Raw genomic sequence first — 18,751 nt, 5'->3', positions numbered from 1 at the left:
GGTCCTCCTGCTGGGGGTGGGTGGTGAGGGTCAGCAGCCGCCGGAGGTGGCTGGGGCGCCGGCGCCGATCTGGAGGGTGGTGGGGGCAGCGCAGCAGCCGCCGCCGTCGGCCGGTGCGGTCTCGGGCTCGTCGAACAGGCCGGCCCCGCCGCACACGCCGGTCTCGGGGAGGGTGAGCTCGACGCGTTCGGCGGCCTCCTGGTCGCCGGCCAGAGATGCGGCGATCGAGCGGACCTGCTCGTAGCCGGTCATGGCGAGGAAGGTGGGGGCGCGGCCGTAGGACTTCATGCCGACCAGGTAGAGGTCCTTCTCCGGGTGGGAGAGCTCGTTCACGCCGTGCGGGTAGACGGTGCCGCAGGAGTGCTGGTTGGGGTCGATCAGCGGCGCGAGTTCGACCGGCGCCTGGAGGCGCTCGTCCAGGCCGAGGCGCAGCTCGTCGAGGAAGGTGAGGTCGGGGCGGAAGCCGGTCAGCACGATGACCTCGTCAACGGGGTCGAGGCGGCGGCCGTCCTCGCCGACCAGGACCAGGCGGCCGTCGCTGTCACGCTCGACAGCGTCGGTGCGGAAACCGGTGACGGCATCGGCGTAGCCGCCGTCGACGGCGGCCTTGGCGGCGAGGCCGAGGGCGCCGCGGGCAGGGAGCTGGTCGGCTTCGCCGCCGCCGAAGGTGGAGCCGGAGAGGCCGCGGCGCAGGATCCACACGCCGTGTGTGCCGGTGCCGTCCTCGGACTTCGCGAGGTCGGCCAGGTAGGCGAGCGCGGTGAAGGCGGAGGCGCCGGAGCCGATGACCGCGGTGCGCTTGCCTGCGTAACGGGCACGGACCGCTGGATCCTTCAGGTCGGGAACGCGGTAGGTGATGCGGTCGGCGGCTACCTTCTCGCCGAACGCGGGCAGTCCGCTGCCACCGGCCGGGCTCGGGATCGTCCAGGTGCCGGAGGCGTCGATCACGGCCCGAGCGACGATGCGCTCCTCGCCGGCGTCGGCCGTGCTGACGTGCACGACGAACGGCTGCGCCTCCCGGTTGGCGTCGACGGTACGGTCACGGCCGCTGCGGGAGACACCGGTGACCCGGGTGCCGAAGCGCACCCTGTCGCCGAGGACGTCGGCGAGCGGCTGGAGGTACTGCTCGGCCCAGTCCCCGCCGGTCGGATAGGTGTCCGCGTCGGGCTTGACCCAGCCGGTGGGGGCCAGCAGCTTCTCGGCTGCCGGGTCGACGACTTCGCCCCAGGGGGAGAACAGACGCACGTGCGACCACTGCCGCACGGCCGCGCCGGCGGCGTCGCCTGCTTCCAGGACGAGGGGGTCGAGGCCGCGCTCGAGCAGGTGGGCGGCGGCCGCGAGCCCGGCAGGTCCGGCTCCGATGACGACGACGGGGAGCGGCTGCTGCTCAGTCATGATGGTCAGTCTCCAGAAGTAGGTGGGAGGAATCAGCGGGCGGAAAGGACGGTCAGCTGAGTGCGCTCGCGGTGAGCGGTGGCCCGGCAGGCGCTGTCGCAGACCTGCCCACGGCCGTCGCGGAAGCGGACTTGGGCCAGGTGACGGGCGGTGCGGCGGGCCCGTGCGGTGGTGAGCGCGGTACGGATTGCTGTCGTCACGACAACCCCCTGTTTCGATGTCTGTCGATGCCTTGAAGGTTGCCACTTGCTTCGACGAGTGTCAACATAGACGCATGTCGAATTCTGAGGTTGTGGAGTTGCCCGTTCTACAGGGGGAGGCCGTGGTGCCGTGCTGCCCCCCGATCACCGCCGGGGAGCTGTCACAGGCGGATGCGGAGAAGATGGCCGCCATGTTCAAGGCGCTCTCCGACCCGGTGCGGCTGCGCTTGTTCTCCCGGGTCGCCTCGCATCCGGGCGGGGAGGCGTGCGTGTGTGACATCTCCGATGTCGGCGTCTCGCAGCCGACGGTTTCCCACCATCTGAAGAAGCTCAAGGACGCGGGCCTGCTGACCTCCGAGCGGCGCGGGACCTGGGTCTACTACCAGGTCGCCCCGTCCGTGGTCGCGGGCATGTCGGCCATGCTCGACCTGCGCGCCTGACTCACCCTGCACACGCTGCGGTCAGCCGGTGCAGTCCGGCGGGCGTGTGGATCTGCGTGCCGGTGAACACGTCACGGCCGGGGACGGCAGGCAGGAAGGGCCGCGACCAGCTACCGGTGGCACTGACGACCGCGCTCGCCTGCCATTCGCCCGAGTCGGTCTGGACACGGAGGGATCGGCCCGCACGGTGCACCGCCTGGACCCGGGCACCGTGCTGGACCGGCAGTTCGTAGCGCTTCTCGTAATCGGCGAGATAGTCGACGACGTGCTGTGCGTCGGGGTACGTCTCGCCGGCCTGTGGCGGCATGAGGCGGCCCGGCAGGGACGAACAGGCCGCGGGCGAGAACAGACGAAGAGAGTTCCAGACGTGCTGCCAGGCTGCGCCCGGCGTGGACTGCGCATCGAGGATGACGAATTCCACGCCGAGGCGGCGAAGGTGGTAGCCGGCAGCGAGTCCCGACTGGCCGCCGCCGACCACCACCACATCAGTGCGCTGTGTCATGCGGAGAGCTGCGGCGCCGTGAACTTCTTGCGCCACGCCAGAGATACGTAGACGAGCGCGACCAGCACCGGCACCTCGATCAGCGGTCCGACGACACCCGAGAGGGCCTGGCCCGAGGTGACGCCGAAGGTCGCGATCGCGACCGCGATGGCCAGTTCGAAGTTGTTGCCCGCCGCGGTGAAAGCGAGCGTGGCGGTGCGGTCGTAGGTCAGGCCGATGGCCTTGCCGAGCAGGAAGGTGCCGAACCACATGACGGCGAAGTAGACGAGCAGGGGCAGCGCGATGCGGGCCACGTCCAGCGGCTGCGAGGTGATCGTCTTTCCCTGCAGGGCGAAGAGGATGACGATCGTGAACAGCAGGCCGTACAGCGCCCAAGGCCCGATCTTCGGCAGGAACGTTGCCTCGTACGACTCGCGCCCCATCTTCTTCTCCCCGAAGCGGCGGGTCAGGAAGCCGGCCAGCAGCGGCACACCGAGGAAGATGACGACGTTCAGCGCGATCTTCCACATCGAGATGTCGAGCTTCTCCCCGTCGCCCAGGCCCAGCCAGCCGGGCAGCAGGTCGAGGTAGAGCCAGCCCAGCAGGCCGAACGCGATGACCTGGAACACCGAGTTGAGCGCCACCAGCACAGCCGCGGCTTCACGGTCGCCGCAGGCGAGGTCGTTCCAGATGATGACCATGGCGATGCAACGGGCGAGGCCGACGATGATCAGGCCGGTGCGGTACTCGGGCAGGTCCGGCAGGAAGATCCACGCCAGCGCGAACATGATCGCCGGGCCGGCAATCCAGTTGATGACCAGCGACGACACCATCAGCTTCTTGTCGCCGGTGACGGCATCCAGCTTGTCGTAGCGGACCTTCGCCAAAACCGGATACATCATGATCAGCAGGCCGACCGCAATGGGCAGCGAGATGCCGCCGATCTCGACCTTCGCCAGAGCATCGTTCAGGCTGGGGATGAGCCGGCCCAGCCCGAGCCCGAGGCCCATGGCCAGCAGGATCCACACGGCGAGGAACCGGTCGAGGGTGGACAGCTTGGCAACGACCGAGGCCTCCGCGCCGCTCTGCGGGGGTGCGGCGGTGGTCGGTTCAGTGGGGGTCACGGACAGGCCCTCTTATTCTCGGCAGCACTGCGGGCGGAGGCGGCCAGCGCGGCGAACTGCTCGGACAGCCCGGCCAGGACGTCGGGCTTGAGCTTGAAGTAGGTGAACCGGCCGCAGGGCTCGGTCTCCACCAGCCCGGCCTCACGCAGCACCTTCATGTGATTGGACAGGTTGGTCTGCTTGGCTCCCGTCTCCTCAACCAGGTGCGTCATGCAGAGCGTCTCGCGCGCCAGCAGGGTCACGATTTTCAGGCGGAGCGGATCGCCCAACACCCGGATCACATCAGGATCGACTGAAGTCAGCATGCCCTGATACTGTCACATCACCACGCGCTGATACCAGCGCGGGCTGACTTATTGGGCGCGTCGAAGGAGTCCCCTTGTCCGCCTCCTCCTCACCCCTCCTGCCCGACCAGCGCCTGGCCACCGGAGTCGCCCGCCACGCCACCCGGCACGCCGGCCGCTTCTCCGCCGAGACCGTCCAGGCTCTGCTCACCGACTCCTACAGCCTCCTGGCCTCCACCGCGCAGGTGCGCACGCACCTGGTCGTGCTGGCCGAACGCTTCACCGCGGAACGCCTGGACGCCCTCGCTCACGTCGAGGGCGGCCCCGGCAGCGGGCTGCCGCGCGTGCTGTTCGTCTGCAGCCACAACGCGGGCCGCTCCCAGCTCGCCGCCGCCCTCCTCGCCCATCGCGCCGCCGGCCGGGTCACCGTCTCGTCGGCCGGCACGCACCCCGCGCCTGAGGTGGAGCCGTTCATCGCGCAGGTCCTCACCGAGGCCGGCGCCGACGCCGCCGCAGCGTTCCCCAAGCCGCTGACCGACGAGGTCGTCCAGGCCGCCGACATCGTCATCACCATGGGCTGCGGCGACGCCTGCCCCATCGTGCCCGGCCGCCGCTACCTCGACTGGCCCGTCGCCGACCCCGACGGCGCCCCGCTCGCCGCCGTCCGCGACATCCGGGACACGATCGACGCCCACATCACCGAACTTCTGTCCACCCTGCCCGCCTGAACCACCCGCTGATCCTGAAGGAAGAACCCATGTCCACCACCCCGCTCGCCTCCGTGCTCTTCGTCTGCGTCCACAACGCCGGCCGCTCACAGATGGCCGCCGGATTCCTCAACCACCTCGCGGGCGACCGGATCGAGGTCCGCTCCGCCGGCTCCATCCCGGGCGACCAGGTCAACCCGGCCGCCGTCGAGGCCATGAAGGAAGTCGGCGTCGACATCGCCGACGCCAAACCGAAGATCCTCACCACCGAGGCCGTCCAGGCATCCGACTACGTCATCACCATGGGCTGCGGCGACGCCTGCCCGATCTTCCCCGGCAAGAAGTACCTCGACTGGGCCCTCGAGGACCCGGCCGGCAAGGGTGTCGACTCGGTGCGCCCCATCCGCGACGAGATCAAGACCCGCATCGAAGCCCTGATCGCCGAGATCGACGCCCACCAGGAAGCCTGAGCAGCGTGACCGGCACAGACGACGTACGCGAGGTCATCGTCATCAGCTCCGGCCCCGCCGGACACACCGCCGCACCGAGATCAAGCTCGGGGTGTTTCTCAGCAACAGCAGGCACGCGAAGCCGACCAGCGCCAGCAGCCGGTGGCCTCCGCCTGGCATGGGCAATGAACGATGGCCAGTGACCGGCGGTACAGAAGAGCGGCGGGCAGTGCTCAGGTCGCCTGCCAGAGATGTGCGCGGCCGCCGCGCCACTCGATCCGTGTCGGATCATCAATGATCCGGTCCGGGTCGATCCACCCAGCCCCCTCCAGGATGACCACCAGGTCGTGATCGGAGAATGCCGTACCCAGGAAGTCGTCGCGGCCGTATCTGAGGCAGGTCACTCTGCGACCGGGCTCAGAAGAGGCGTGATGGACGACTATCGGCTTACTCACTCTTCCAGTGTGCTCCTGCGGCTCGCGGGCTGCCGAGTCCCGTGTACGGGGGCATGGCGGGCACGCGGCACGGCCCGCGTCGAGGGCTTCGAGGGCTGCCCCGTTCGGTTGGTCGTCCGCCCCGCGAACCCGTTTGCTGGCGGGGCGAGCCTAGGCATATCCCGGCCTCGGGGAACATCGAGACAGCCGTTGGCGCTGAGATTGATCATGGCTGGCTAGCGCAGTGATCGTCTTCAGCGCTGAGCTTCGCTGAAGATCATTGATCATGGGCGGGGCCTGGCTACGGTCCGGATCATGCCGGTGGAGTTCGTAACTGATGATCAGGGTGAGGCATACGGGAAGTTCGCCGAGAGCCGACGAGACCTGAGCCGGAGCGGTTCTTCTCCTGGACGCGTCGAACGGGATCTGATCGCGCTGTGGCCTACGAAGCGTCATCAGCTGGGCTTCGCTCTTCAGGTGTGCACAGTCCGCTACGTCGGGCTGTTCCAGGAGGGCGGTGCCCTGGCCGGTGGTCGAGCACCTGGCCGGCCGGGTGGTGTTACCGGCGGCGGGCTGCGGTCATGGCGAGGCCGGTGGCGAGCAGGGCCAAGCCGATGATGAGCACGGGGAAGCCGGGTCCGGGGAGGAAGTGCATCACCACACCGGCCAGGGTGAGTGGTGCGCCGATGGCGGCCAGCACCTTCCCAATCTGTCGTTCCGACATGGGCTGCTCCTTGTCCGGCTGTGGGGACGGTGAGGCAGCCGGGGTGTCGCGGCCAGTGACGAAGGCGGCGAGTGCCCCGGTGAGCAGGGCCCAGGCCACCGCCGCCCAGCCGTAGCGGGTCCCGCCGATCAGGACCGTGGCCGCGGCGATGGTCGCACCGGCCGCCATGGCCCGTGGGCTGGTGGCGAACGCCCACTGCCGCCGGGCGCTGCCCGGATGCCGGAGCTCGGTGATGGCGGTGCGGATGACCAGGGCGGCGATGACGATCACGGGCGCCAGCAGTGGGGCATCGCCGTCGGCCATCAGGTGTGCTTCCCGTCCGTACGAGCGGCGGCGCCTTCAGGCCCCGCCGTGTCGTTCTGGTAGATGTCGGGGATCCCGTCGTTATCGGCGTCGAGGTTCTCCGCCTCGTACAGGCGCCGGTACACGGTGTTGCGCCTGCGCAGCAGGACCGCGGCGAGGAGTGCGGCGAACAGGGAGGCGACGAGGACGGCGGCCTTGACGTGCTCGCCGGACTGGCTGCCAGGGAAGGCGAGTTCTCCGATCAGGAGGGCGACGGTAAAGCCGATCCCGGCCAGCACCGACAGGCCCAGGACATCAGCCCACGCGAGGTCGGGGTTGAGCTGGGCGCGGGTGAAGCGGGCGGCCAGGTACGTTCCGGCGAAGATCCCCACCGTCTTGCCGACGACCAGGCCGATCACCACGCCGAGGGGTTCAGGGCTGGTGAACACCGCGCCCAAGGCAGGACCGGTAATACTCACCCCGGCGGCGAACAGTGCGAACAGCGGTACCGCGACGCTGGCGGAGAACGGGTGAAGCAGGTGCGCGACTCGGGAGGCCGGTGAGACGTCCTCGGCCTTGTCGGGGATGGTGCGCAGGATGAGGCCCATGGCGACTCCGGCGACGGTGGCGTGGATGCCGCCGTTGTACATCAGCGCCCAGATCGCCAGCCCGAGAGGCACGTACCACCACCAGCCGCGCACCCGCAGCCGCTGGAGCAGGTAGAAGAGGACCAGGCCCGCCACGGCTCCGGCAAGTGCCCACAGGTTCAGGTCGGAAGTGAAGAACACCGCGATGATCAGAATCGCGCCCAGGTCGTCGACCACGGCCAGGGTCAGGAGGAAGGCGCGCAGCGCGGCCGGCAGGTGCGTGGACAGCACCGCCAGCACCGCCAGTGCGAAGGCAATATCGGTGGCCATCGGGACCGCCCACCCCGCCCCGCTGCCGCCATCCGTCGTGACGGTAGCCAGGTAAAGGGCAGCGGGTACGGCCATCCCGCAAACCGCGGCGATGACCGGCAGTGCGGCGGTGGCCGGGGTACGCAGTTCGCCAACGACCAGCTCCCGTTTCAGCTCGATCCCGGCGACGAGGAAGAACACGGCCAGCAGCCCGTCCGCTGTCCAGTGCCCCACGGACAGGTCCAGGCCGAGGGCTGGAATCCCGAAGTGGAAGTCGCGTACGGACGCATAGGCCGCGCTCCACGGGCTGTTGGCCCAAATCAGCGCGAGGACGGCTGCGCCGAGGAGGACCAGGCCGCCGACGGTCTCGGTGCGCAGGGCCCGGCCGATCGCCTGCCGCTCGGGTAGGGGCAGCAAACCGAGGAAGGGGGAGCGGGTGCCGGCCATGGCAGTGGGCCTCCGGTGTGTCAGCGACAAAAGGGCACACTGCCCCAGGACGCCGACCAGACTTCCCGGCACACCGCGCGCCACTCTTGACGCGTTCTTTGCACCGTATCCACCGCCGGACCGGCTGTCTGCCCCGCACGCCTCCGCAAGATCACATCGGTGTCAGGTTGTGATCAGCCCCTGCGGGAGGCGCACCACCAGGCGGCAACGGCAGCGAGCACCGCGCGGCGGCCGCCTACAGTGCGGGCGGCGGGCATCGTGTGGTGGGCAGCGCGCGCGATCATGAGGATCGCACCGTTGAGCATGGCGTTGCGTGGCGATAAGAGGGCAGGGTGCGGCTGCTGGGCAGGTGCCCGTGACGGGTAGCCGTCCCGGGGTCTCAGGGTGGTCGTCGTAAGCCGTTGGTGCGCCGGGGCTTGTCGGAGACGAACCGTGCGGCCCCGGGATGCGTCGTGTTCCATTCTTCGGCGCAGACCTGTGGAAAGCCTCGCTGCATGGCGTGTCGTGTGTCAGCCGGCGTCCGGTTGCCGGCGGACAAGCAGAAGGGCGATGTCGTCATGGCGGGTGGCTGCCGCCTGGCGAACGAGGGTGCCAGCGAGGTCGTCCAGGTCCTGGCTTTGAGCCTGTGCGAGGCGTTGGGCGAGGGCGTTGGTGGTGTCATCGATGTCGGTTCCGGGGATTTCGACGAGTCCGTCGGTGTACAGGGCGATTACGGCACCGGGCGAGAGGACGATTTCGATGGTGGCGTAGTCCATGTCAGGGTCGATGCCGAGCAGTAGCCCTGGTGACAGGTGGAGGACCTCGGTGCGTCCGTCGGGGTGGCGGAGCAGGGGCGGGGGGTGTCCTGCTGTGGCGAGGGTGACGCGGTGGTGGGTGAGGTCGAGTTGGGCGATCAGGCAGCTGGTGAACAGGCCGGTGTCGAGGTCGGCGAGGAAGCGGTTGGTGCGGGCGAGGAGGACGCCGGGGGGTGTGCCAGTGGCGGCGTGCGCGTGGACGGCGGTGCGGACCTGTCCCATGAGGGCGGCGGCGGTCGTGTTGTGGCCCTGGACGTCACCGATCACTGCCGTGGCGGCGGGGGCTGCGTGGATGAGGTCGTAGAAGTCGCCGCCGATGTCCCTGCCGTGCCCGGCAGGCAGGTAACGTGCCGCGACGTCCAGGCCCGGAATGCGGGGCAGCACAGGGGGCAGCAGACCGGTCTGAAGAGCGTGGGCGAGGGTACGGGCGGCGTCGTAGAGGCGGGCGCGGTCCAGGGCCTGGGCGATCAGCCCGGCCAAGGAGGTGAGGATGGCACGTTCGGCCGGGGGAAAAGGGCGAGGCTGGTCGTAGGAAAGGGCAAGAGAGCCGATGCGGCGGCCGGAGGCGGTCAGGGGCAGGAAAGCCCAAGCGCTCCTACCCTCGTAGCGGGGCGCGCCGGGGTAGGCATGCTGGAAGTCGGCGAAGGTGGGGAAGAAGACTGGGGTGTTGGTGGCCAGGGCATGCGCGGTCGGGGTGGGGTCGGCCAGGGGCGTGCCGTCGAAGCGGCTGATGAAGTCGGCGCTGTATCCGCGGTGACTGATGATGTGCAGCCGTCCTTCCTCCGCGGTCATGAGGACCAGGCCTCGGGGGCCGAAGGCAGGCACGATCTGGTCGGCGACGAGGTCGACCACGCCGTGGACGTCTACGGCCTCGGCCAGAGCGGTAGCCAGGTGGGTCAGGTGATAGAGCGCGACCGCACTTACCGGTTCACCGGATGGTGCTGTCTTCCGCGGTGGAGTGACTTCCTGCTGCGCGAGGGGTGTGATGTGGACGCTGATGCCGCTGTCGCTGGGGTAGAGCTGGAAGAACAGCGGTGTGTCCGGGGGGCGCACGGCGGTGAACGAGGTGGGCTGGCGGGTGATCACTGCCGACCGGTAGCACTCTTCGAAAACCGGGTCGTGCAGCCACAGCAGCACTTCCCAGGGACGGTTTCCCACGAGGGAGGCGGCGCCGGCGCCAACAAGGTCGGCGCCGGCAGGATTGATGAAGGTAAGCCGACCGCTGAGGTCGAGGGCGCAGCAGCCGACGGGAAGACGCTCGGTGAAGCGGAGCTCGGCCATGGCATGGTCGGGGTCTGCCTGTCGCTGCGGCGCCGACAGCAAACGTGGTTCCACGGGGGGAAGCAGCGGACGGCCGTGATCGGCAGCCTGCTTGAGGAGATCGGCCGCCAGCCGGCAGAACGTGCCGACCGATTCGCGTTCTTGCTGAGTGAGAGTCGCAGAGTGCCACATGGGCCATAGCAGTGCAACGCCGCCCCACACCTGGGTTCCGGTGGTGAGGGGGGCTGCGGCAAGCATGAAGTCGTACGGCAACACGATGCCCAGCTGTGGGTAGCGGCGGGCCATCTCCTCCTGACTCGCCAGCCACACCAGGCGCCGCTCGTGAATGGCATCGGCGACAGGGGTCGAGGTGTGCATGGAGACGCGGGCCCAAGGTGCGGCGAGCCGCAGTGACGCGCCGGAGACCAGCGCTAGCCACAGAACCTCTTCCCCGGGCGGCAACAGGAACAGCAGACCGACCGATGCGCCCGTGCCGCGCACCATGTCAGCCATGGGGGAATCCAGTCGCTCCACACCTCTGTCGGATTCGTTGTCAGGGCGGGCGTGCTTGTCGGATTCGTTGTCAGGGCGGGCGTGCTTGTGCATGACGGTTATCCGGCGCTGATGCACGGTGCAGCGGCTGTGCGAGTGCGGCCGAAGCCGCTACGTGCCTCGGCGCACATGGCCAAGTCCGGCGTAGACGCCTCCTGGGGCCAGGCGCCAGGCCGCTGATATGGCGCAGCGGTCACCGCAGCACCAACATCGCGGGTGCCGGTCTGCACACCCGGTGTGTAGATGACGCCTTCCACCTGCTGACACGTGCCGGCACCGCCAACCCCGGCAGACAGCGCACGGTGCGGTCCGCCCTGCCCGATCAAGATCTTCAACACAGCGGGATGAGGCAACAGCATGATCCGCCTCCCATCACGCAACGCGGCTGTGACCCGAATACCGCAGCGATCCCGGTAGTGCGCCCCTGTCTGCGGTGGCTGGGGAGGGCGCCTGTTCAACACCTTCCAGCGTGCGGTCTGCCGCCAGCGACCGCACGCCGAAGCCAATCTCCCCAGCGCTCCCTCGCAGGCGGCAGGCTGGACTCATCGTCCCGACTTGCGCAATCGACCCCGCGAACAGCGGAACGCTGTCGAAGCGGAGCTCACTGCGCCGTGGCGCCCAACGAGCGGACAGCGGCATCCGCCGCTCCGCATCGTGTTCTGCGAGGGCGTCGAGCAGAACCGCCAATGCCGGCGTGACCTGCTGTCGCCGTTCGAGCGCCTTGATCGCAGACCGGGTCGGACGAGTCTGTTCTGTCCGGGTTCCGGGTGGGTAGGTGGTGGGATAGCTCCTCCGAGGGAGGCTGGTTCGATGCCGTGGTTCGTATGGCTGTTCGCCGCCGCGGCGCTTGGTGTCGCGGAGTTTTTCACCCTGACGCTGGTTTTCGGGTTGCTGGCGGGCGCCGCGCTGGTTGCCGCTGTCGTTGCTGGTGTGGGCATCGGGTTTCTCGGCCAGCTCGTGGCGCTCGGAGTGGCCACGGCGGCGGGCCTCGTCCTCGTCCGCCCGGTCGCGCTGCGGCACATGGCACAGGCACCCCTCATACGGGAGGGCAGCGATGCGCTGGTCGGTCGGCGGGCCGAGGTCATGCAGGAGGTCACAGCGACCCGCGGCCTGATCAAAGTGTCCGGAGAACAATGGTCCGCCCGCGCCCTCGACGAAAGCCATGTGATCCCGGTGGGGGCACTGGTGGACGTCATGGAGATCGAAGGCGTGACGGCTGTCGTCTACCCCCGCGAGCTCCTTCCATGAACGGCTGAACACCCGACGGAGGAAGTGTGGATCCGGTACTCGTCCTCATTCTTGTGGCCGCGATCGTGGTTGTCTTCCTCGTGGCCTCGACGGTGCGTATCGTGCCGCAGGCACGCCGCTACAACATCGAACGGTTTGGCCGGTACCGTCGGACGCTGCAACCCGGCCTGAACTTCGTCGTCCCGGTCGCGGACCGCATCAACACCAAACTCGACGTGCGCGAGCAGGTGTATTCGTCCGACCCCAAGCCGGTGATCACCGAGGACAACCTGGTGGTGAACATCGACACGGTGCTCTACTACCAGGTCACCGACCCGCGGGCGGCGGCCTACGAGGTCGCTGACTACCTGCATGCGATCGATCAGCTCACCGTGACCACACTGCGGAACGTCATCGGCTCCATGGACCTGGAGGAGACGCTCACGTCACGTGAGGAGATCAACGCCCGGCTCCGCACGGTCCTCGACGATGCCACCGGCAAGTGGGGCATCCGGGTCAACCGCGTCGAGATCAAGGCCATCGATCCGCCGCACACCATCAAAGAGGCGATGGAGAAGCAGATGCGGGCCGAGCGTGACAAGCGCGCGGCCATCCTCCACGCCGAAGGGGAACGGCAAGCCAAGATCCTGACCGCAGAGGGCACGAAGCAGAAGGACATCCTCGAAGCACAGGGCACACAACAGGCCATGATCTTGCGGGCCGACGGCGAGGCGAAAGCGGTCGAGCGTGTCTTCCAGGCCGTCCATCGCAACAACGCGGACCCAAAGATCCTTGCCTACAAGTACCTCGAGACCCTCCCGCACTTGGCCAAGAGCGACAACAACACCTTCTGGGTCATCCCAGGAGAACTGACCGAGGCAGTACGGGCCGTCACCAGCGCATTCGGCGACCGGTCGGCAATGGGTCTTCCCCCATCTGCGCAACCGGACGAAGCAACCAGTACCGAGGCCGACGACGCGGCCGACGAAAGCGGGGCCCCGGAGATCGAGGCAGGCACGCCACCCTCACTCGACGCTGCCGCGGCTGCCGATGAAGTCGCAAAGCAGGCAGCCGCCGCAGTCAGCGACGCGAAGGCCGAAGCCGAGGCCGCGCGGGCACCTCAGGTGCCGGGCCGGTCGCAGACGCCCGGCGATTGAGCGCCGACGGCGAGAGCCCGGGCATGCCGGCCGCTGGCTCGCCGGGCGGCCGATGCGGACGATCGCAGCAGCCGGGTCCGCAATCGCCCCGATCACAGACCCGGCCGGAGGACAGCGATTACATATGTGGCTGGCCGTAGTAGCGGCCGAACTGCTCCAGGTAGCTGGGCTCGCCCGCGTGCTTGATCTCGTCGAAGTCGGGGGCGTCCTTGATCTGGTCCTTCGTACGGTCGACGTGGACCGTCTCCTCGGCAGTGTCGATCAGCTTGATCGTCCCAGCGGGCAGCAGAACGTGCTTCCCGAAGATCCACACCTCGGTGTCGACAACGATATGAGAGGAGCCGACCTCCTCGGAGTGCTTGCTGACCTTCCCGATACTGCCGTCGATGGCCTCCACCTTGTAGCCGACGATGTCGACCCCCTCCTGATATCCCGCGCTCGGCCGGTACACCCAGATGTCGAACTCGCTCACAACGACCCCTTTCCGGTTGTCATTCTTGCGCGTGGCCGCCCTATTGAATGGGGCTCACAACCCCTGCCTACTGCCCCGCACCTGCCCTTTCACGTTCCCCAGAAGCTCAGGCAGCCTGGCGTGGGAGCATTCCGGTCGCGGGGAGTCGGTACAGGCCGGCGGCTGGCGCGGGCTGGCTAGTCGGTGGAGAGGGCCTCGAGGAGGTCGCCGACTTTGGGGTCGGGCAGGGCGCGAGCGACGTCGGCCGTGGCCACCATGCCGACCAGGGTGTGTCCGTCGATGACGGGCAGGCGTCGTACCTTGTGCTCGGTCATCGTCCGCAGAATCTCGTCGACGTCGTCGTCAGCGCCAATCGTGACAGCTTCGCCCTGGGCCAGCTCGCCGGCCTTCACATCGGCGGGGTCCTTGCCTGCGCCGAGGACCTTCACCACGATGTCGCGGTCGGTCAGCATGCCCTTGAGCTTCTCATCGGTACCGCAGATCGGCAGGGCACCGACACCGAGTTCCGTCATCTTCCTCGCCGCGTCCAAGGCGCTCTCCTCAGCGCCGATGCACTCGGTGCCGCTGGTCATGATTTCTCGTGCCGTCGTCAACACCCGCTCCTTTCACCTCAGGCCATTGCTGTGGCATGCGCGTGCCACGGTGACCGAACTACCAGTTCCCCCCGATCCGCCCACATAACGAAGTCCGCCACACCTGAACCTGTACGGGGTGCCGGTTGCCGCACACCCCGGGGAGCCGGCCGCCAAGAAGACGACAGCCGGCTGACCCGTTGACAGCGCGGCCGCAGCAGCAGCCGTCGCGCCCTCGACCTGAGAACGTCCGCGCCATGATCGGATTCAACTATCGCCGCTGGTCGCTTTCGAATCCGCTCTCAGCGGTTCCCGGTGCGGGCGCGCAGCCGGGCCAGGACACTGGGCTGCTCACGGCGCTGGGCGATTTCGCGGTGCACCTGTTCGCACCGCGGACAGCTCAACGACCCCGCGTCGTGCATGCGTCTCCCGCGTCGTTGCACTTTCCAGGCGATCCAGCACGCAAGCACGAGAATCACGATGAGAGGCACCCATAAGGACCACATGCCCTTCATCGTGCCGTGTCTCAGCGCCCCGCAGCCAGCCAGGAGCTGTGGCCAATCGGGAGAACTCAGCTGCCACAACGGGAACTTGACGCGCCTGTTCGGAAACCGAGCTGCCTTCTATCACGTGCTGACTAGTGTCCTGCGCCAGAGATCCGTCGTTAATTCGTTTATGAGTGCTTCTGGGGATGTGCCGGTGTCACGTCGTGGTCCGAAGTTGGAACCGTTGTTGTTGTCGCCTGATGAGCGTGTGGTGTTGGAGCGTTGGGCTCGTAGGGCGTCATCCGCGCAGGCGGTGGCCTTGCGGGCCCGCATCGTGTTGGCATGTGATGGTGCTGACGTGCCGCCGATTGTCGTGGTGGCACGCGAGTTACATATCGCGGCGGACACGGTCCGCAAGTGGCGTCGCCGGTTTTTGGCCGCACGGTTGGACGGGCTGGTGGATGAGCCTCGGCCGGGCCGGCCGCCCACCATCAGCGTGGACCAGGTGGAGGCGGTCGTGGTCAGCACGCTGGAGGAAATCCCGAAGAACGCCACTCACTGGTCGCGTTCGTCGATGGCGGACCGCAGTGGCTTGTCGAAGTCGACGGTGGGCCGGATCTGGCGCAGGTTCCAGCTCAAGCCGCATTTGAGCGACACGTTCAAGCTGTCGACCGATCCGCTGTTCGTGGAGAAGGTCTACGACGTGGTGGGGCTGTATTTCAACCCGCCCGAAGGAGCGGTGGTGCTGTCGGTGGACGAGAAGTCTCAGATCCAGGCCTTGGATCGCTCTCAGCCTGTGCTGCCGATGATGCCCGGCATGCCCGAGCGCCGCACTCACGATTACGTCCGCAACGGTCTGACCACCTTGTTCGCGGCCTTTGACGTCGCGACTGGCGAAGTCATCACCTCACTGCACCGTCGGCACCGGGCCGCGGAGTTCAAGAAGTTCCTCATCAAGATCGACAAAGAGGTCCCCGAGCACCTTCAGGTCCATCTGATCTGCGACAACTATGGCACCCACAAGACCCCGGCCATCAAGACGTGGCTGGCCAAACACCCGCGGTTCCACCTGCACTTCACGCCCACCGGTTCCTCCTGGATCAACCAGGTGGAGCGATGGTTCGGCTTCCTCGCAGACCAGAAGATCCGCCGCGGTGCCCACAAGAGTGTGCGCTCCCTGGAAGCCGACATCCGCGCCTGGGTCAAACAGTGGAACGAGAACCCGACCCCGTTCACTTGGACCAAGACAGCCGAAGAGATCCTCGATTCACTCGCCCGCTTCTGCCAACGGATCTCTGGCGCAGGGCACTAGCGGATTGCGGGCCGTGCCCTGCTGCGCGCCGAGCTGACCGAAGGCAGTGGTGCACGGATCTGCGAGGATCTTGCAGATGACGTTCTCTGACGCCGTGTACGCCGCTTTGGGCGCAGGTGCTCTGGCCGCGGCCATGCTGCCGCGGCTGGTCTTCCGCCGTCCTTTGTCGATGCCAATGGTGTTCCTGGCCGTCGGCGTGGCCGTAGCCCTCCTGCCACTGCCGCTTCCCGTGGTGGATCCGGTGCAAGACCGTCTGTGGGTGGAGCACGCGACGGAAGTCTGCGTGATTGTTTCGCTCATGGGCGCCGGCCTGGCACTCAACCGTCCGTTCGGCCTACGCCGGTGGACAGGACCATGGCGACTGCTGGGCCTGGCGATGCCGCTCACGATCGCCACGACCGGGCTGCTCGCCGTCGTTCTCCTGGACTGGCCCCCGGCTGCCGCGCTGCTGGTTGCGGCCGTCCTCGCCCCCACCGACCCGGTCCTCGCCGCGGAGGTACGTGTCGGGGAACCCGCCGATTCCGAGCACGACGACGATGAAGTGCGCTTCACCCTCACCGCAGAGGCGGGGCTCAACGACGGCCTGGCATTCCCCTTCGTCCTGGCCGCCATCGCCCTCGCCGCCGCATCCGGCGGGGCCTGGTCCGCCGGATGGATCGGCCCGTGGGTCCTGGGCGACCTGCTCGCCAAGACCGCTATCGGCATCGGCACCGGCCTGGTGACCGGCCGTCTACTGGGCTGGATCTTCTTTCGCGCCAAGCCTTCCGCCGTCCGGCTCTCCGAACACCTGGAAGGATTCGTGGCACTGGGAGCAACCTTCCTCTCCTACGGCATCGCCGAAATCGCCCACGGGTACGGCTTCCTGGCAGTGTTCGTCACCGCCTGCACCGTACGGGCCGTCGAACGAAACCACGGCTACCACAAAGTCCTGCACGAGTTCACCGAGCAGATCGAGCGACTGCTCACCGCCTTCTTCCTCTTCCTGCTGGGCGCCTACCTCGCCAAGACAGGCTTCGACACCCTCACCTGGCCCGCCGCCCTCCTCGGCCTCCTCCTGGTCGTGGCCGTCCGTCCCATCACCGCATGGGTGTCACAGATCGGCCTGTCGACCGGACCCCGCGAGAAGATCGTCACCTCCGCCTTCGGCATCCGCGGCATCGGTTCGCTGTTCTACCTCGCCTACGCCCTGGGACACAACGACTTCAACGGCCTCGCCAAACCGATGTGGTCACTCATCGCCTTCACCGTCCTCGTGTCCGTCATCCTCCACGGAACCACCGCGACCCCCGTCATCACCCACCTCGACCGGCTGCGCCGCACATCGAGAAAGGCACCATGAGGTGGGCTGGCTGAGGCCCGACTGCCGGTGGCCGCGCAGCAGGCCAGCCACCGGCCCGCTGCGCGGCGCGCACACGCACCAACGACGAGCTCACCGGCTTTGTGAACCCCCGCCCTGATCAGCCGGCGCGCCGTAGGGGGAGCAATGCCGCAGAATCCTATATAGGGGCCGGCGCAGCGCCGGATGGGAGTAACCAACGTGCTCGATGTCCCGCTCTGGCTATGGGCAGCGTTCGCCGTGACGGTGGTGGTGTCATTGGCGGTGGACCTGCTCGCCCACCGCAGCGCGCACGTGATCGGGTTCAAGGAGGCCGCGGCCTGGAGCGGGCTGTGGATCAGCCTCGCGTTGATCTTCGGCGCCGTCATCTTCCTCGTCCTGGGCACGACCGCGGGAACCGAGTACACCACTGCCTGGCTGCTGGAGAAGAGCCTGTCGGTCGACAACCTGTTCGTCTTCGCAGTGATCTTCGCCTACTTCAAGGTCCCCCGCGCCTACCAGCATCGGGTCCTGTTCTTCGGCGTCATCGGCGCCCTGGTGTTCCGCGGCATCTTCCTCTCCCTCGGCGTCGCCGTGGTCAGCCGCTTCACCGCGGTCCTGTTCGCCTTCGCCGCCATCCTCTTCTACAGCACCTACAAACTCCTTAAGGAAGAAGAGGACACCTTCGACCCCGGCAAGAGCTTCGCCGTCCGGGCCCTCAGGAAGGTCATCCCCGTACGGGACGAGTACGCCGGGGCGAAATTCTTCGTCAAGGAGGCGGGCAAACGCGTTGCCACACCGCTGCTCGCTGTGGTGGCCGCGATCGAGGCAGCCGACCTGATCTTCGCCGTCGACAGCGTCCCCGCCGTCCTCGCAGTCAGCGACGATGCCTTCATCGTCTACACCAGCAATGCCTTCGCCATCCTGGGCCTGCGCGCCCTCTACTTCATGCTCTCCGGCCTCCTGGACCGATTCCACTACCTCAACACCGGCCTCGCGATCATCCTGTCCTTCATCGGCGTCAAACTCATCCTCCAGGCATCCCACAAGCTGATCAGCCCCGACATCCCGGAGATCCCCTCCCCCGTGAGCCTGGCCGTCATCGTCGTGGTCCTGGCCGCCTCCGTCATCCTCAGCATCCGCCGGCCCGCCGCGCCCAAGCCTGATCAGCCTGCGGACACCCCCACCCAGAACCGGGCCGAGGGCCCGGTCCCGGATGGCCACGTCCCCCAGCCGGGCGGCCACTCCGACGTCGAGCTCGACCATCCACCGGACCCACCACCCACACCCCCGGACAAGGGAAATCCTGCATAGGCTGGTCAATATCAGCGGATAAGTAGCTATTGTTAAAGAATGGGCAAAAACAAGCAGGCGATCGAGCCACAGGCCGGGCCGACATGCCCAGCCTGCAAGAACCGCGTAGGAACAATCATCAAAGGGCGGCACAAGTCGCTCGGATGCTACGTACCGCTGTGGGGCCCCGGCCCCTGCCACAACCCCCACTGCCCCGAGTACGGACAGACCCCCGAGCACACCAGAACCCAGGGCCACTCATAGAAGGCGCAAACGCCACCGCAACCTTCGTGCTCCACCGGCGCGGGTCGTACAACTGGGCAGTTGCGGCTATACCCTTCCGGCCGCAACGACGAGCAAGCCGATAGTAGGCGGCGACCGCCAGGAAGCGGGCCGAGGGCTCGTCTACTGAGGGCCGGAAAGACGCTGCCCCCGCGGTCGACTGTGCT

General features: G+C 67.7%; 19 protein-coding genes and 2 pseudogenes. 9 read left to right on the top strand and 12 right to left on the bottom strand.

Going from position 1 to position 18,751, the window contains the following annotated elements; translation table 11 throughout:
- Window positions 1–30: 30 nt before the first annotated feature.
- Window positions 31–1,395, bottom strand: coding sequence for an FAD-dependent oxidoreductase (locus OHA05_RS37255; protein WP_328863146.1), 1,365 nt, complete (start codon window positions 1,393–1,395; stop codon window positions 31–33).
- Window positions 1,396–1,427: 32 nt separating this feature from the next.
- On the bottom strand, window positions 1,428–1,595 hold the full coding sequence (locus OHA05_RS37250; RefSeq protein ID WP_328863145.1) for a hypothetical protein: 168 nt from the start codon (window positions 1,593–1,595) through the stop codon (window positions 1,428–1,430).
- Between the two features lie 74 nt (window positions 1,596–1,669).
- Here OHA05_RS37250 and OHA05_RS37245 point away from each other — a divergent pair, with 74 nt between their 5' ends.
- The gene (locus tag OHA05_RS37245; protein ID WP_328863144.1) at window positions 1,670–2,035 is read left to right on the top strand and encodes an ArsR/SmtB family transcription factor; all 366 of its coding nucleotides are present in this window, start codon (window positions 1,670–1,672) and stop codon (window positions 2,033–2,035) included.
- A gap of 43 nt (window positions 2,036–2,078) precedes the next feature.
- Here the strand turns inward: OHA05_RS37245 and OHA05_RS37240 are convergent.
- The 3 genes and pseudogenes from OHA05_RS37240 to OHA05_RS37230 all read right to left on the bottom strand — a co-directional run.
- Window positions 2,079–2,537: pseudogene (locus tag OHA05_RS37240) on the bottom strand (FAD-dependent oxidoreductase); the annotation flags it as partial.
- The gene (gene arsB, locus OHA05_RS37235; RefSeq protein WP_328863538.1) at window positions 2,534–3,646 is read right to left on the bottom strand and encodes an ACR3 family arsenite efflux transporter; all 1,113 of its coding nucleotides are present in this window, start codon (window positions 3,644–3,646) and stop codon (window positions 2,534–2,536) included. The gene arsB and the pseudogene OHA05_RS37240, both read right to left, overlap by 4 nt.
- A complete protein-coding gene (locus OHA05_RS37230; RefSeq protein ID WP_328863143.1) occupies window positions 3,637–3,945 on the bottom strand; it encodes an ArsR/SmtB family transcription factor in 309 nt (102 codons plus the stop codon). Before OHA05_RS37230 ends, arsB begins: the two co-directional genes overlap by 10 nt.
- Window positions 3,946–4,019: 74 nt before the next feature.
- Here OHA05_RS37230 and OHA05_RS37225 point away from each other — a divergent pair, with 74 nt between their 5' ends.
- Both OHA05_RS37225 and OHA05_RS37220 read left to right on the top strand, forming a co-directional pair.
- Window positions 4,020–4,652 carry an arsenate-mycothiol transferase ArsC gene (locus tag OHA05_RS37225; RefSeq protein ID WP_328863142.1) on the top strand — a complete coding sequence of 211 codons (633 nt, stop codon included), beginning with the start codon at window positions 4,020–4,022 and terminating at the stop codon, window positions 4,650–4,652.
- A gap of 29 nt (window positions 4,653–4,681) precedes the next feature.
- Window positions 4,682–5,101: an arsenate reductase ArsC gene (locus OHA05_RS37220; protein WP_328863141.1), complete on the top strand. Its 420-nt coding sequence runs from the start codon at window positions 4,682–4,684 to the stop codon at window positions 5,099–5,101.
- Window positions 5,102–5,313: 212 nt separating this feature from the next.
- Here OHA05_RS37220 and OHA05_RS37215 read toward each other — a convergent pair whose 3' ends face one another.
- The gene (locus tag OHA05_RS37215) at window positions 5,314–5,535 is read right to left on the bottom strand and encodes a hypothetical protein (RefSeq protein WP_328863140.1); all 222 of its coding nucleotides are present in this window, start codon (window positions 5,533–5,535) and stop codon (window positions 5,314–5,316) included.
- 294 nt (window positions 5,536–5,829) lie between these two features.
- Here OHA05_RS37215 and OHA05_RS38345 point away from each other — a divergent pair.
- Window positions 5,830–6,065 (top strand): annotated as a pseudogene (locus tag OHA05_RS38345) (DUF4158 domain-containing protein); the annotation flags it as partial.
- A gap of 8 nt (window positions 6,066–6,073) precedes the next feature.
- Here the strand turns inward: OHA05_RS38345 and OHA05_RS37210 are convergent.
- From OHA05_RS37210 to OHA05_RS37195, 4 genes are all read right to left on the bottom strand, one after another.
- On the bottom strand, window positions 6,074–6,541 hold the full coding sequence (locus tag OHA05_RS37210) for a PGPGW domain-containing protein (RefSeq protein ID WP_328863139.1): 468 nt from the start codon (window positions 6,539–6,541) through the stop codon (window positions 6,074–6,076).
- Complete coding sequence (gene nhaA, locus OHA05_RS37205) at window positions 6,541–7,863, bottom strand: Na+/H+ antiporter NhaA (protein WP_328863138.1); 1,323 nt, start codon at window positions 7,861–7,863, stop codon at window positions 6,541–6,543. The genes OHA05_RS37210 and nhaA overlap by 1 nt, the downstream gene beginning before the upstream one ends.
- 509 nt (window positions 7,864–8,372) lie before the next feature.
- Window positions 8,373–10,430 carry a SpoIIE family protein phosphatase gene (locus OHA05_RS37200; protein ID WP_328863137.1) on the bottom strand — a complete coding sequence of 686 codons (2,058 nt, stop codon included), beginning with the start codon at window positions 10,428–10,430 and terminating at the stop codon, window positions 8,373–8,375.
- Window positions 10,431–10,528: 98 nt separating this feature from the next.
- Window positions 10,529–10,828 (bottom strand): DUF5133 domain-containing protein, encoded by a 300-nt coding sequence (locus OHA05_RS37195; RefSeq protein WP_328863136.1) that lies wholly within the window; start codon window positions 10,826–10,828, stop codon window positions 10,529–10,531.
- Between the two features lie 451 nt (window positions 10,829–11,279).
- On the opposite strand from OHA05_RS37195, the gene OHA05_RS37190 reads away from it, so the two are divergent.
- Together OHA05_RS37190 and OHA05_RS37185 are read left to right on the top strand one after the other, a co-directional pair.
- Complete coding sequence (locus OHA05_RS37190) at window positions 11,280–11,717, top strand: NfeD family protein (RefSeq protein ID WP_328863135.1); 438 nt, start codon at window positions 11,280–11,282, stop codon at window positions 11,715–11,717.
- 26 nt (window positions 11,718–11,743) lie between these two features.
- Entirely contained in the window at window positions 11,744–12,853 is a 1,110-nt protein-coding gene (locus OHA05_RS37185; protein WP_328863134.1) for an SPFH domain-containing protein, read from the top strand.
- 118 nt (window positions 12,854–12,971) lie between these two features.
- Here OHA05_RS37185 and OHA05_RS37180 read toward each other — a convergent pair whose 3' ends face one another.
- Both OHA05_RS37180 and OHA05_RS37175 read right to left on the bottom strand, forming a co-directional pair.
- Window positions 12,972–13,325, bottom strand: a complete 354-nt coding sequence (locus tag OHA05_RS37180) for a PRC-barrel domain containing protein (RefSeq protein WP_328863133.1) — start codon at window positions 13,323–13,325, stop codon at window positions 12,972–12,974.
- Between the two features lie 176 nt (window positions 13,326–13,501).
- Window positions 13,502–13,918, bottom strand: a complete 417-nt coding sequence (locus tag OHA05_RS37175; protein ID WP_327686594.1) for a CBS domain-containing protein — start codon at window positions 13,916–13,918, stop codon at window positions 13,502–13,504.
- 654 nt (window positions 13,919–14,572) lie between these two features.
- On the opposite strand from OHA05_RS37175, the gene OHA05_RS37170 reads away from it, so the two are divergent.
- The 3 genes from OHA05_RS37170 (at window position 14,573) to OHA05_RS37160 (ending at window position 18,323) form a co-directional block, all read left to right on the top strand.
- On the top strand, window positions 14,573–15,694 hold the full coding sequence (locus OHA05_RS37170; RefSeq protein WP_328863002.1) for an IS630 family transposase: 1,122 nt from the start codon (window positions 14,573–14,575) through the stop codon (window positions 15,692–15,694).
- A gap of 76 nt (window positions 15,695–15,770) precedes the next feature.
- A complete protein-coding gene (locus OHA05_RS37165; RefSeq protein WP_328863132.1) occupies window positions 15,771–17,033 on the top strand; it encodes a cation:proton antiporter in 1,263 nt (420 codons plus the stop codon).
- A gap of 198 nt (window positions 17,034–17,231) precedes the next feature.
- Window positions 17,232–18,323, top strand: a complete 1,092-nt coding sequence (locus OHA05_RS37160; protein ID WP_328863131.1) for a TerC family protein — start codon at window positions 17,232–17,234, stop codon at window positions 18,321–18,323.
- Window positions 18,324–18,751: the final 428 nt, after the last annotated feature.

Origin of the sequence: Streptomyces sp. NBC_00306 (genome assembly GCF_036169555.1) — a bacterium.
Lineage (GTDB): Bacteria > Actinomycetota > Actinomycetes > Streptomycetales > Streptomycetaceae > Streptomyces > Streptomyces achmelvichensis.
Note: the sequence above shows the minus strand (reverse complement) of the source record. Positions and strands in the feature narration are given on the sequence as shown.